Source organism: Shewanella subflava (genome assembly GCF_025971955.1).
In the GTDB taxonomy this organism is placed as follows: domain Bacteria; phylum Pseudomonadota; class Gammaproteobacteria; order Enterobacterales; family Shewanellaceae; genus Shewanella; species Shewanella subflava.
Genome location: NZ_JAPDMX010000025.1, coordinates 137,783 through 150,098 on the forward strand (window position 1 = coordinate 137,783; position 12,316 = coordinate 150,098).

Here is a 12,316-nt window from a genome sequence, read left to right on the forward strand (position 1 = left end):
TGGAGAAATGGGGTTGGAAAGTTGGCAGGCATTTATTCATGAGCAACAGCAGCAGTCATATTTTGTTGAGTTAAAAAATTTTTTAACCCGTGAATATGCGTTGGGAAAAACAATTTATCCCCCTAAAGGGGAAATTTATCGTGCTTTTGAGTTAACCCCTTTAGAAAATGTAAAAGTGGTGATCATCGGGCAAGATCCTTATCACGGAGAGGGCCAAGCACATGGATTGGCATTTTCTGTTAAAACAGGGGTAAACATACCGCCGTCGTTGAAAAATATTTATAAAGAGTTAAATCAAGATATTGAGGGTTTTGTGCTTCCTTCTCATGGCAACTTAACGAGGTGGGCTGAGCAAGGGGTATTAATGCTGAATACGGTGCTTACGGTTGAGCAGTCTTTAGCTCATTCACATGCTAAATCGGGATGGGAAACCTTCACTGATCATGTTTTACAATTGTTAAACCGCTCAGAAAAACCCATTGTCTTTGTATTATGGGGCAGCCATGCAATCAAGAAGGGGCGTTTAATCAATGCTAAACATCATGACGTATTGTCAGGGCCTCATCCTTCGCCTTTGTCAGCATATCGTGGTTTTTTTGGTTGCAGTCATTTTTCTAAAATTAATCAATGGTTGATTAAAAATGGATCTACGCCGATTGATTGGCAGCTATAAATAACCTTTGCATAAGATAAACACGCCCTAAGTAATTTAGGTTTTAGGTTCATAAAAAAAGCAGCCAGATTAACGACTGCTTTGATAATGATATAATTATCGGCTAGTTTTTACGGTTAACTGATAAATTTGCTAGTGCAATCAATGCATTTTTGTAGTCAGTGTCGGGCAAGATTGAAAGTGAATCGATGGCTTTTTGTGCTTCTTGCTCAGCTTTTTGTTGGGTGTATTCAAGTGCTCCGCAAGCATGCAATGCCGTAACAATTTCATCTATTGCTTGAGTACCATCGGCGTTTTCAATTGCTGTTTTAATGAGTCGCTTTGCCTGCTCGTCCCCATGTTCCATTGCATAAATTAACGGTAGGGTTGGCTTTCCTTCAGCTAAATCATCACCAATGTTTTTACCAAGCTCATCAGTTTCGGCCGTGTAATCGAGTAAATCATCTGTCAGTTGGAATGCGGTTCCCAAAAATTTACCATAATTACCCAGTGCTTGCTGCCATTCAGGGGCAACACCGGCTAGCACACCGGCTAAAAGGGTTGCGGCTTCAAATAGTTTTGCCGTTTTGCAATAAATGACCCGCATATAGGTTTCTTCAGTGGTATCGGGGTCATTACAGTTCATTAATTGCAACACTTCGCCCTCAGCAAGTACGTTTGTCGTATCTGCTAGCACTTTAAGCACCTGCATGCTTTCAAGCTCAGTCATCATCTGAAAAGAGCGTGTGTAAAGGAAGTCGCCTACCAGTACGCTAGCGCTATTACCAAATAATGCATTAGCGGTTTCACGGCCTCGGCGAAGTGTAGACTCATCTACAACATCATCATGGAGTAACGATGCGGTGTGAATAAATTCAATAATGGCTGCTAATTTAACGTGGTGTTGCCCTTGGTAGTCAATTGCACGTGCAGCAAGGATTGATAACAAGGGTCTTAGACGTTTACCGCCACCATTGATGATGTAAAACCCTAATTGATTAATTAAGGCAACATCAGATTCGAGTTGCTTGTAAATAAGTTGATTCACGGCTTTCATGTCCGTGTCAGTCAACTGTCGAATGGCGGTTAAATCCATAATACTCTCTGGTTTATTGTTGGAAGACGTTGTCCGTCTTTCTATATTGGGTCGCATTTGGGTTAATATCTTACAGGAGAAAGCAGCTGTTTTTCAAAGTTGTTATGACTAAAAATGAATATTTAACGCACTTTATCCACATAATGCTATTTTTATCTCTGGCGTCAGCAGCAAGTTAATTAATTAAAGTGCCTTAAGGTAAATCAGTCAGTGCTTTTTTATATGGATTTAGGTAAAATTACTTCAAAATACAGCAAAGATAATCCAAGAAGATTTAATTACGGCTTTGTGTACTATTGCGAGCTAATTTATGTGGCGATGTTACTTAATGTTTAAGTAATGTTCAGCTTATATAGATGAATATTGTGCAGTAGTTAAGGCTTTTTCATTTGATGATGAATTAATCCTTGCCAGTTTAAAAATCTTCGCGTAGAATCCGCGCCCATTGTCATTAAAAGTTTTTTAGCACCTAGTCTCGTAAGATCGAGTTAGTGTGCTAGTCATTTGGAGTAAAATAGCTATGTATGCTGTTTTTCAAAGTGGCGGAAAGCAACACCGTGTTGCTGAAGGTCATACAGTTCGTTTAGAAAAAATTGAAGTTGCTACTGGTGAAACTATTGAGTTTGACCAAGTACTATTGGTTGCTGACGGTGAGAACGTTCACATCGGTGCTCCACTAGTTGCTGGTGGTAAAGTTGTTGCTCAAGTGGTTAGCCACGGTCGCGGTGAAAAGATTACTATTCAAAAGTTTAATCGCCGTAAGCATCACGAAAAGAAAACCGGCCACCGTCAGTGGTTCACTGAAGTTAAAATCACTGCGATCAGCGCATAATTTAGGAGTCTAACTCATGGCACATAAAAAAGCTGGCGGTTCTACTCGTAACGGCCGCGATTCAGAAAGTAAACGTCTTGGTGTTAAGCGCTTTGGCGGTGAATCAGTTCTAGCTGGTAACATTATCGTTCGTCAACGTGGTACTAAGTTCCACGCTGGTGTAAACGTAGGTATTGGTCGTGACCATACTCTGTTTGCATTGACAGACGGTAAAGTAAAGTTTGAAGTTAAAGGTCCTAATAACCGTAAGTTTATTAGCATCGAAGCTTAATTCTTTAACTAAGCTAGAATCTAAAGCCCTGCCTCTGGTAGGGCTTTTGTGTTTTTGTTATCAGTTTCTCTTTAAAAACCGATACAAGATTTACTTTTTATAATGACGTTACCCTGTTTGAACGAACAGTGAATATCATGTTTGAAGTATTATTTGTTGCAGCAAGCGCAAGATGTATTGACATACACAACGCTTTTCTGCCCCCTGATATTTAATGTATTTAGGGTTATAATTAGCGCCATTGTTCGAAGATGAAACGGCTGGGTCGTGGTAGTTTTTGAAGGTTGGAGTGTTAGGAGTCAGTATGAAGTTTGTTGATGAAGCCAATATCCGTGTAGAAGCCGGTGACGGTGGTAGCGGTTGTGTCAGTTTTCGCCGTGAAAAATATGTCCCTGATGGCGGTCCAGATGGTGGTGATGGTGGTGATGGTGGTAGCGTCTTTTTAGAGGCTAACGAAAACCTCAATACCCTAATTGATTACCGATTTACCCGATTCCATATGGCAGAGCGTGGATCAAATGGTCGTGGACGTGATTGTACTGGTCATGCGGGTAAAGACCTAGTGCTTCAAGTTCCAGTAGGAACTCGAGCAATTGACATTGAAACTGAAGAAAGCTTAGGGGACCTGACTACCCATGGGCAAAAGTTACTGGTTGCTAAAGGTGGATTCCACGGGTTAGGTAACACGCGCTTCAAAAGTAGTACTAATCGTGCTCCTCGCCAAAAAACACTGGGTACACCGGGTGAAGTTCGCGAGATTAAACTAGAGCTCTTACTGTTAGCCGATGTAGGTTTGTTAGGGTTACCAAACGCGGGTAAATCAACTTTTATTCGCTCAGTCTCCCGTGCAACACCAAAAGTGGCGGATTATCCATTTACAACTTTGGTGCCAAATTTAGGTGTGGTTAACCCGCGTCCAGGACAAAGTTTTGTTATCGCCGATATTCCAGGTTTGATTGAAGGTGCCGCTGATGGTGCTGGTTTAGGTATTCGCTTTTTAAAGCATTTAGAGCGCTGCCGAGCTTTGTTGCACATTGTTGATATTGACCCTATTGATGGGAGTGACCCGGTTGAGTCAGCTAAAGCAATTGTGGCTGAGCTAGAAAAATATTCGCCAAAATTAGCAGCAAAACCACGTTGGCTAGTCTTTAATAAAATTGATTTATTATTTGAAGATGAAGTCGCGGAAAAAGTACAACGTATTGTTAAAGAACTTGCCTGGGAAGGCGAGGTATTCACTATGTCAGCTTACAGTCGCCAAGGTACTGAAGAGTTAAGTATTAAACTTCTAGATTACATACAAGCTCTCCCTGTCGATGAAGACGAGCAAGATGGCGAGAAAGAAGTGGAATTTAAATGGGATAATTACCATCAGGGTAAAGACGATAACATCAATGAAGATTATGATGATAGCGACGACCTCGATGATGATGACTTTGATGAAGATGACTACGATGTTGAAGTTATTTACCAACGTTAAATTTCAAGGATTATCGTGTACGCTGACAACCAAAATGATATTACCCGTTTAGTTGTTCGTAGTGCCCAATTGTTGCTTGCCTATGGCGCCGATTCTGATTTGGTTGAAGAATTGAGTCAGCGCTTAGGTAAGGCTTTGGGGCTTGCAAGTGTTGAGCTGTCCATTTCCTCTAATGCACTTGTTCTGACCAGTCTTGTTCATGGCCGTTGTATTACCACCACCCGTCGTATCCGTGCGCACGGGATTAATATGATGGTGGTATGTGAATTACAGCGGTTATGCCTGTTAACCGAAAAAGGGGTTTACGGCGCGAATGAAGTCCGCCGTCGCCTTGCTAGAATTAAACCTAAAACTTATCCTGCTAAAATCGTTATCCCAATCATCGGCATCTCTTGTGCGAGTTTTTGTCATTTATTTGGTGGCGACTTAATGGCATGCATCCTGACATTTGTAGCATCTTCAATAGGAATGGCTGTCAGATTGTATTTTTCTAAGCGTCATTACAATTTACTTGTTAATTTCGCCATTACGGCATTTGTTACCAATGTTGTTGCTCAACTCGGATATATATTTCCACTCACCGACACGCCTCAAGTTACTCTGGCTGCAAGTGTATTAATGCTTGTTCCTGGTTTTCCATTGATTAATGCAATCTCTGATATGGTAAAAGGACATATTAATGTGGGTATTTCCCGCTGGGGTAATGCTAGTTTACTCACGTTGGCATCTGTGATCGGTATTACTATTGCGATGCAATTAGGGGGGATTTTCTAATGTTGTCCCTATTTTTAGATTTACTGCATGATGCATTTTTTTCAGCTATTCCGGCATTAGGTTTTGCCATTTTATTTAATGTCCCCCAACGTTACCTCGGCTATTGTGCCTTGGCTGGTGCACTAGGGCACAGCGCTAGAACTTTACTTATGCATGTCAACATGCCAATTGAGTGGGCTACGTTTGCTGCTGCAGCCTTGGTCGGTGTGATTACCATTCAATTTGCCAAACGTCATTTGGCTCCACCATTAATGTATGCTGTAGCAGCTATTATTCCTATGGTGCCTGGCACCTATGCTTTTAATACTGTTATCGCGCTTATTCAGTTAACAGCTCAGAGCCAAGTCAGTCCAGAATTAAGTGCCCAAGTGATTGTAAATGGATTAAAAACCGTATTTATATTAGGGGCTTTAGCTGTTGGACTTGCATTGCCGAGTTTGCTTTATTACCGAAATAGACCCATTATTTAATCATAGGATTTTGCATGCGTATCGCAATGATTGCCGCTATGGCTAACAACCGAGTTATTGGTAAAGACAATCAAATGCCTTGGCATTTACCTGAAGACTTAAAGCACTTTAAAGCAATGACACTCGCTAAGCCTGTGGTCATGGGACGTAAAACCTTTGAGTCAATAGGACGACCTTTACCTGGAAGGCATAATATTGTTATTACCCGCCAGCGTGATTATGCAGCCTATGGTGTAACTTGCGTTGCTAATTTTGAGCAAGCCATCTTAGCAGCAGGAGAATGTGAAGAGCTTGTCGTTATTGGTGGCGGTCAACTTTATGCTGAGTTGCTCCCTAAAGCAGATGTATTATATTTAACCCACATTGACCTTGATGTAGATGGGGATACTTATTTTCCGGATTGGGATGATGGTAGTTGGCAACGGCAACAATCTGTTACTGCAACAAATGACAAAGGATTGCAATATAGCTTTAACACTTTTGTTAAAAACTGTAAACTTAGTCACGTGTTACCCTAAGAACAACGAAGCATATCCACGAAGATGGATTGCTCAAGATACTATAATAATATAAAAGGAGTGTCAGATGCGTTTAATGCCTGCGGCTGTTGCCGTTGCTGTCCTGATTGCTGCATCTTCTGTGTCAGCCCCTGCCGTCGCAAACACTGATCAGTTAGTGGCTAATATATGTGATTATGTTAAGTCTGATGATAAAAATCGTTTACGTAAAAAATTGAAAGAAGCGCGTGTAAAATTACGTAACATCTATTCTGGATTAAGTTGTGATGGCAGCAGTTTATTACGTACTGCCTACAATTCAAATGCTAATGATGTAGGTGAGTTTATTGCTAAGCGTTTACCTGGCTCAGATCTTTCAGTTGCTGAATCCGATGGCAAAACCATTCTTGATTGGGCAAATGCTAATGGTCATAGTGGTAGCCCAATCACTGCAGCGATTAATGATCGCGTTGGTGGTGGTGCAGGTGACGAAGATTAACTCTAAATTGCTAGAATAAGTTGATCTTAAACATTAAAAAATACCGACTTTGATAGTCGGTATTTTTTTGAAAAATTTTGATTTAAAGAGTTTCAAAACACCAACTGTTCGACCCTATTTTCAGTGATTACCGCATACAGCAGCTTATAAACAGATTAGCAAAAACCAAACATAATCAACTCTCTAAAAGGGAGCTTTCCTACCGTGCGCTAACAAGACGCCGTAAATATATCCCTATAGGCTCTACTAAATCATCCCTGATTTAGAAGTTTGTACCACACTATAAGTAAAGCTCACGTATCACTTGAGTTAATAAGTGATGTTCAAATGAACTTATTAGCCGTGTATCGCATGCGATAAGCGAGCCTAGATGGAAGCAACCTCGGCGTGCTTATAAATCGTTAAACATTGCCTGACTCCTCAATACCATTAAACGTACTTCAGGCAGAGCCTAATTGATGATAACCCCCTATTGAAGTAGTTGGTTTATGGCTGAAAATAAAAAAAGGCCAATATGGCCTTTTTCATTTTGGGATAGGTTGTTAGATTACACTTTAAACTCACCCACAGAGGCTTGTAGCTCTTCAGCAAGCACTGCAACCTGATGGCTCGACTGCGCTGTTTGCTCTGCGCCTGTAGCTGTTTCTTCAGAGATAAGTGCAATGTGCTCAAGTTTTTCTGAAACTTGTTGGCTAACAAGGTTTTGTTCTTGCGCCGCATGGGCAATATGCGTGCCTGAGTCATAAGCCTTGTGAACAGACTTAATGATAGATTCAAGGGCCAAGTTTGCTTGTTCGTTTTTGTCGACACACGAGTTAGCTTGAGAACGACCTAGCTCCATTACCGAAACGGCTTGTTGTGCCCCCTGTTGTAATACTTCAATCATAAGTTGAATTTCACGGGTTGAATCTTGGGTGCGTGAAGCAAGGCTTCTCACTTCATCCGCAACCACCGCAAAACCACGGCCTTGCTCGCCAGCACGAGCCGCTTCAATTGCAGCATTTAACGCCAATAAGTTTGTTTGCTCAGCAATGCCTCGGATAACATCTAAAATTGAGCCTATAGACGCGCTATCTGTATGTAGCTTGTTAATGACGGTACCTGCTTTGGTGACTTCATCTGCAAGCGCCAGAATGGTCAGTTTACTCTCATCTGCAAGGGCACGCATATGTTGGGTTTCTTGATCCGCTTGTTTGATTTGCTCTAGAGCTTGATCTGCGCTCATCGAAACCTGCTGTGCGCTTGAACTTAATTCAGTGGTAGCAGTTGCGATTTGATCAACTTGGCTTTTTTGTTCTTGAATACCTATTGTGGTTTGCGAAGTAATTGCGGAGGTTTCTTCTGCAGCGGCAGCCAGTTGGTTTGAACGGTCTAAAATACCGGCGATTAAATTGCGTAAACTGTCGACTAAACGATTGCAGTTTTTAGATAACTCTGCAAATTCATCGTGGCCTGAATCATCAAGTTTATGGGTTAAATCTCCTGAAGCAAGCACGTTTAGCGCTTGGTTAACTTGCTCCAATGAGCGCGTTAATGGTCGTACAACAGCAATGCTGACGAAGATTGCAACAAAAATGGCGATTAGTACGACAACCATGGTTTTTATTGCTGCAGAATCGATAACTTCGATTGCCTGAGTACTGATATCATCAGTAAAGCCTTCAATAGCAGAAGCTAATTCTGTCATTTTTGAGTTAGCGATTTTTGCTTTATTTTGGGTTTCCGCCAGTGCTTTAGTTGATATTTCATCGTGTTGTAATTGCTGACTTTTTAACGCAATGATTGAGTTTGAACCCGATAAAAGGTTAAACACTTTATCTGTTTCTTTAGTTAAATCAGATAAAAGGTCGTTATCGATAACATCTTTACCTTGCATATTAATGTGACTTAATTTGCCTTTTGCCTCACCGACCATGTAGTCAAGCTCTTTAATAATCAGGTCGTATTTACTTTGTTCGGAAGCGCCAACTAAATCGTAGACGGTGGTAATTAAGTTAATGAAAGTATTATCAACCACACTGGCTGAGGCGGCTAAACTTCTCTCGATTTCATCTTCGCTGGTTTCTAAATCAATAATATCTAAAAGAATGGATGAACCATCATCGGCTGCATTTTCTAAATCACTTCTCATTTTAAGTAGTGTTTCTTGCTTTGATAATGCCAGTGCTCTTTCGGAAAGCATTTTATCTGCGATAGTTTCATAGCTTAAGTAAGCTGATTTTAATTGGTTTAACGGTTGCGCAAGTTGTGCTTGACCAGAAATCAAACTGGTTAACTTACTAAACTCTGTTTGAAATTTTTTATTTTCGTTGGCAATATTTTTTTCAAGAGCAGGAATTTTTGAAGAGTGATTACTGTAATAGCCTTGTAATGATTCTATTTGCTGGCTACTTAAGTTTTCGCTTAATAAATTAGTAGACTCTAGAGCTGGCAGGCTGACTTGCTGTAATATTTTAGTCCCATCTTTAATACTGTTATTACCTAAGAGGGTGACGCCCCCAAGAATTATCAGCAATAACGTTACGGCAGAAAACCCACCAATAACCCTAGTGGCCACGTTAATTTTCATATGTTACTCCAACCTATTATTATTTTATCCCTGTGCTGGGGGCTCGGGTACTCAGGTATTTCTAAATCCGATAATTAAGTATCGGCTTATTTGCCTTTTAGTTTAACGCTAATTCAACTTTTTTTGGGTAATTTTTTCATTTGTTTCAAGGTGCCACAAGGTTAAATGTTCTCCCCAACAGCACCCAGTATCTAATGCATGTAGATAAGTATGCGGTGTTTTACCCATTAATGCAGCCCAATGCCCAAAAACAATTTGATAGGGAGCTTTAAGGTTTGATTCAAAAGTAAACCAGGGAGATAAATCCGAATCGTTTATTTGGGATGGGGGCAATTTACACTCAAAGTCTAGACTTGCATCTGGATACAAAAATCGCATTCTTGTTAAGGCATTAATGCAATATATTGTCCTATTTGTGCCTGTAAGATTTTTATCCCAAGTGTTGGGTTGGTTTTGATACATTTTACTAATAACAGTATCAAGATAATCTGCTTTTGCTAATTGCTCACTCACATTTTCAATTTCTTGTTTTAACGTATTGAGATCCCATTGAGGGGGAACGCCGGCATGGCTCATGATTAAATTGTGCTCGGGCAAAAAGCGAGCCAGAGGCTGTTGTCTTAACCAATCAATCAGTTTAGAGCAGTCTGGTGCATTCAATAAAGCCTGTAAATGGTCATTAGGGTTTGCTCGTTTCACATTACCCTGCACAGCCATTAAGTGAAGATCATGGTTACCAAGTACGACTTTACCACTATCGTTGAGTGATTCGAAAAAACGCAGGGTTTCTAGTGAACTCGGACCTCTTGCAACTAAATCGCCTACAGCCCACAGTGTATCTTTTGAAGCGTTAAAACTGACTTTAACTAATAAGCGTTGCAGCTCTTCATAGCAGCCCTGAATATCGCCGACAAAATAATTGGCCATAAGCTATTGTAATATTCCTGGTACTGATAGTCTGAAGGTAGGGATAGGAGCGGAAAACTTCTTGCCGTCATTGTATGTCATGCCATAGGCGCCTTCCATAAACCCTATCGGGGTATCTAAAACGGTGCCACTGGAATATTGATATGCAGTATTAGGTGCAATAGTGGGCGTTTCACCCACGACGCCAGGGCCTTTTACTTCACTTTTATTACCATCAGCATCGGTGATGATCCAATGGCGGTCTTTCAAGGTGACATCTTGATCGCCGGTATTAATAATGGTGATAGTGTAAGTAAACAGGAATTTTTGTTCTTCGATATCAGATTGCTGTTCGAGGTACTCTGTTTCAACTTTAATTTTGATTGGAGATTCTGTTTGACTCATAAGAGGATCCTAAACAAAAGGGCAGATTCAACGAATATGCCCTTTAAGGTAGAGATTAATTAGCGGTGCTTTTATCAATGAACAAGTTAGCCATCGCCACATATTGTTCGACACTGATTTGTTCTGGCCTTAAGGTCGAATCGATCCCTAAAGCAGCAAAGTCATCGTCATCTAACATCCCTTTTAAATTATTACGCAACGTCTTGCGGCGCATATTAAAGGCGGTGGTGCACAGATGGCGCATGACAGTGACATCTTTACATGGCCAAGGTTTTTGTTCGTATGGCAGTAAGCGCACAACTGCGGAATCTACCTTGGGCGGTGGCGTGAAGCATCCTGGTGGCACTTCGAGTACTGGCACCACTTGGCAGTAATATTGTGCCATAACGGTTAAACGGCCATACGCTTTGCACCCAGGACTTGCTGATAATCGAAGCACCACTTCTTTTTGTAGCATAAAGTGCATGGTTTCAATTTGTTCAGCAAATTCAAATAAGTGAAACATCAATGGCGTTGAAATATTGTAAGGTAAATTACCAAACACTTTCATTTTTTTGCCATCTTGTGCTAACTGGGTAAAGTCAAACTGTAGCGCATCACCTTGATGTATAGTGAGTTTGTCTTTTAAAATCGGATGGGCTTTTAAACGCTCAACCAAATCACGGTCTAATTCTACAACCGTGAGATTATCGATTATATCAGCAACAGGTTCGGTTAATGCGCCAAGACCTGGACCAATTTCAACCATAACATGGTCATTGTCTGGTGAAATAGCACCAACAATACTGCTAATGACGCCTTCATCAGTAAGGAAGTTTTGTCCAAATCGTTTTCTGGCCGTATGGCCTAAGTGTACTTTATTGCTCATTACGTTTATTTACTTACTCTTGTCGATCATTTCGATGGCTTTATGCAATGCACAGAATAAACTGCCACTGTCTGCTTTTCCGGTACCTGCAAGATCGAGTGCGGTACCATGATCAACAGAAGTTCTAATATAGGGTAAACCTAAGGTGATATTAACCGATTTACCAAAACCGATAGATTTTAGTACAGGTAAACCTTGGTCGTGATACATGGCGAGCACAACATCAGCTTGCTCTAAATATTTAGGTTGGAATAAGGTGTCAGCCGGAAGTGGTCCAATAATATCAATACCTTGCTCCCTTAATTCGTTTAAGGCAGGGATCATGACATCAATTTCTTCACGTCCTAAATGACCATCTTCACCCGCATGGGGATTTAAACCGCATACAAATATTTTGGGCGAACCTAAACCAAACTTGCTGACTAATTCGCGATGTAAGATTTTGATAATGTGATGCAATCTGTCTCGAGTGATGGCTTTTGAGACATAGGCAAGAGGTATGTGTGTGGTCATCAATGCCACTTGCAATCCTGGGGTTGCCAACATCATGACGACGTCAGGGCAGTTAGCCTGTAACGCAAAGTATTCCGTATGACCACTAAAAGGAATACCTGCTTGATTAATAATGCCTTTATGAACAGGGCCTGTGACAACAGCATCAAATTCCTTTGACATGTTTTTTTCACCGGCTACGCGCAGTGTTTCGACCACATAAGCACTGTTGGCTTCATTGAGTACACCGCACTCTACCGGCTCCGCCAAGGCAAAGGGCAGGATGGTTAGTGTTCCAGCCTGTTGGGCTTGTGCAGGTTTAACGGCATCATATAGACGCAGTTCGAGAGGCAAATTGAGTAATTTAGCTCTGTCTATCAATAATTGCGGATCGGCACAAACAACTAACTCAGCAGGCCATTCCTGCTGAGCTAGCTCAATCACTATGTCAGGGCCGATACTCGCCGGTTCGCCCGGCGTGATCGCGATACGTTTGATCATGATT

At 41.1% G+C, this 12,316-nt stretch carries 14 protein-coding genes; 8 read left to right on the forward strand and 6 right to left on the reverse strand.

What is annotated here, in order from left to right; translation table 11 throughout:
• Positions 1 to 7 precede the first annotated feature (7 nt).
• Entirely contained in the window at positions 8 to 673 is a 666-nt protein-coding gene (gene ung, locus OHT75_RS10985) for a uracil-DNA glycosylase (protein ID WP_264726537.1), read from the forward strand.
• Between the two features lie 103 nt (positions 674 to 776).
• On the opposite strand, the gene ispB is transcribed toward ung, so the two are convergent.
• Entirely contained in the window at positions 777 to 1,748 is a 972-nt protein-coding gene (gene ispB, locus OHT75_RS10990; RefSeq protein WP_264726540.1) for an octaprenyl diphosphate synthase, read from the reverse strand.
• Between the two features lie 520 nt (positions 1,749 to 2,268).
• Here ispB and rplU point away from each other — a divergent pair.
• From rplU to OHT75_RS11025, 7 genes are all read left to right on the forward strand, one after another.
• On the forward strand, positions 2,269 to 2,580 hold the full coding sequence (rplU, locus tag OHT75_RS10995; RefSeq protein WP_188840520.1) for a 50S ribosomal protein L21: 312 nt from the start codon (positions 2,269 to 2,271) through the stop codon (positions 2,578 to 2,580).
• Positions 2,581 to 2,596: 16 nt separating this feature from the next.
• Positions 2,597 to 2,851 carry a 50S ribosomal protein L27 gene (gene rpmA, locus OHT75_RS11000; RefSeq protein WP_007650346.1) on the forward strand — a complete coding sequence of 85 codons (255 nt, stop codon included), beginning with the start codon at positions 2,597 to 2,599 and terminating at the stop codon, positions 2,849 to 2,851.
• Positions 2,852 to 3,155: 304 nt separating this feature from the next.
• Positions 3,156 to 4,331: an Obg family GTPase CgtA gene (gene cgtA / locus OHT75_RS11005; protein ID WP_264726542.1), complete on the forward strand. Its 1,176-nt coding sequence runs from the start codon at positions 3,156 to 3,158 to the stop codon at positions 4,329 to 4,331.
• A 15-nt stretch (positions 4,332 to 4,346) separates the two neighbouring features.
• On the forward strand, positions 4,347 to 5,105 hold the full coding sequence (locus OHT75_RS11010) for a threonine/serine exporter family protein (protein WP_264726544.1): 759 nt from the start codon (positions 4,347 to 4,349) through the stop codon (positions 5,103 to 5,105).
• On the forward strand, positions 5,105 to 5,575 hold the full coding sequence (locus OHT75_RS11015) for a threonine/serine exporter family protein (protein WP_264726545.1): 471 nt from the start codon (positions 5,105 to 5,107) through the stop codon (positions 5,573 to 5,575). The genes OHT75_RS11010 and OHT75_RS11015 overlap by 1 nt, the downstream gene beginning before the upstream one ends.
• A gap of 14 nt (positions 5,576 to 5,589) precedes the next feature.
• Positions 5,590 to 6,093, forward strand: coding sequence for a type 3 dihydrofolate reductase (folA, locus tag OHT75_RS11020; RefSeq protein ID WP_264726547.1), 504 nt, complete (start codon positions 5,590 to 5,592; stop codon positions 6,091 to 6,093).
• A 67-nt stretch (positions 6,094 to 6,160) separates the two neighbouring features.
• Positions 6,161 to 6,571, forward strand: a complete 411-nt coding sequence (locus tag OHT75_RS11025; RefSeq protein WP_264726549.1) for a DUF3718 domain-containing protein — start codon at positions 6,161 to 6,163, stop codon at positions 6,569 to 6,571.
• A 547-nt stretch (positions 6,572 to 7,118) separates the two neighbouring features.
• Here the strand turns inward: OHT75_RS11025 and OHT75_RS11030 are convergent.
• From OHT75_RS11030 to pdxA, 5 genes are all read right to left on the reverse strand, one after another.
• Positions 7,119 to 9,140 carry a HAMP domain-containing methyl-accepting chemotaxis protein gene (locus OHT75_RS11030; protein WP_264726551.1) on the reverse strand — a complete coding sequence of 674 codons (2,022 nt, stop codon included), beginning with the start codon at positions 9,138 to 9,140 and terminating at the stop codon, positions 7,119 to 7,121.
• 108 nt (positions 9,141 to 9,248) lie between these two features.
• Positions 9,249 to 10,067, reverse strand: coding sequence for a symmetrical bis(5'-nucleosyl)-tetraphosphatase (locus OHT75_RS11035; protein WP_264726553.1), 819 nt, complete (start codon positions 10,065 to 10,067; stop codon positions 9,249 to 9,251).
• A 3-nt stretch (positions 10,068 to 10,070) separates the two neighbouring features.
• Positions 10,071 to 10,451: a Co2+/Mg2+ efflux protein ApaG gene (apaG, locus tag OHT75_RS11040; RefSeq protein WP_264726554.1), complete on the reverse strand. Its 381-nt coding sequence runs from the start codon at positions 10,449 to 10,451 to the stop codon at positions 10,071 to 10,073.
• Between the two features lie 55 nt (positions 10,452 to 10,506).
• A complete protein-coding gene (gene rsmA / locus OHT75_RS11045; protein ID WP_264726556.1) occupies positions 10,507 to 11,319 on the reverse strand; it encodes a 16S rRNA (adenine(1518)-N(6)/adenine(1519)-N(6))-dimethyltransferase RsmA in 813 nt (270 codons plus the stop codon).
• Between the two features lie 9 nt (positions 11,320 to 11,328).
• The gene (gene pdxA, locus OHT75_RS11050; RefSeq protein WP_264726611.1) at positions 11,329 to 12,315 is read right to left on the reverse strand and encodes a 4-hydroxythreonine-4-phosphate dehydrogenase PdxA; all 987 of its coding nucleotides are present in this window, start codon (positions 12,313 to 12,315) and stop codon (positions 11,329 to 11,331) included.
• Between the last annotated feature and the right edge of the window lies 1 nt (position 12,316).

What these genes read in the sequence shown, in the direction of transcription:
- rsmA (WP_264726556.1), bottom strand. Translation starts at nt 11,319, where the DNA reads ATGAGCAATAAAGTACACTTAGGCCATACGGCCAGAAAACGATTTGGA.
- apaG (WP_264726554.1), bottom strand. Translation starts at nt 10,451, where the DNA reads ATGAGTCAAACAGAATCTCCAATCAAAATTAAAGTTGAAACAGAGTAC.
- OHT75_RS11025 (WP_264726549.1), top strand. Translation starts at nt 6,161, where the DNA reads ATGCGTTTAATGCCTGCGGCTGTTGCCGTTGCTGTCCTGATTGCTGCA.
- rpmA (WP_007650346.1), top strand. Translation starts at nt 2,597, where the DNA reads ATGGCACATAAAAAAGCTGGCGGTTCTACTCGTAACGGCCGCGATTCA.
- OHT75_RS11015 (WP_264726545.1), top strand. Translation starts at nt 5,105, where the DNA reads ATGTTGTCCCTATTTTTAGATTTACTGCATGATGCATTTTTTTCAGCT.
- ung (WP_264726537.1), top strand. Translation starts at nt 8, where the DNA reads ATGGGGTTGGAAAGTTGGCAGGCATTTATTCATGAGCAACAGCAGCAG.
- OHT75_RS11035 (WP_264726553.1), bottom strand. Translation starts at nt 10,067, where the DNA reads ATGGCCAATTATTTTGTCGGCGATATTCAGGGCTGCTATGAAGAGCTG.
- ispB (WP_264726540.1), bottom strand. Translation starts at nt 1,748, where the DNA reads ATGGATTTAACCGCCATTCGACAGTTGACTGACACGGACATGAAAGCC.
- rplU (WP_188840520.1), top strand. Translation starts at nt 2,269, where the DNA reads ATGTATGCTGTTTTTCAAAGTGGCGGAAAGCAACACCGTGTTGCTGAA.
- cgtA (WP_264726542.1), top strand. Translation starts at nt 3,156, where the DNA reads ATGAAGTTTGTTGATGAAGCCAATATCCGTGTAGAAGCCGGTGACGGT.
- folA (WP_264726547.1), top strand. Translation starts at nt 5,590, where the DNA reads ATGCGTATCGCAATGATTGCCGCTATGGCTAACAACCGAGTTATTGGT.
- OHT75_RS11030 (WP_264726551.1), bottom strand. Translation starts at nt 9,140, where the DNA reads ATGAAAATTAACGTGGCCACTAGGGTTATTGGTGGGTTTTCTGCCGTA.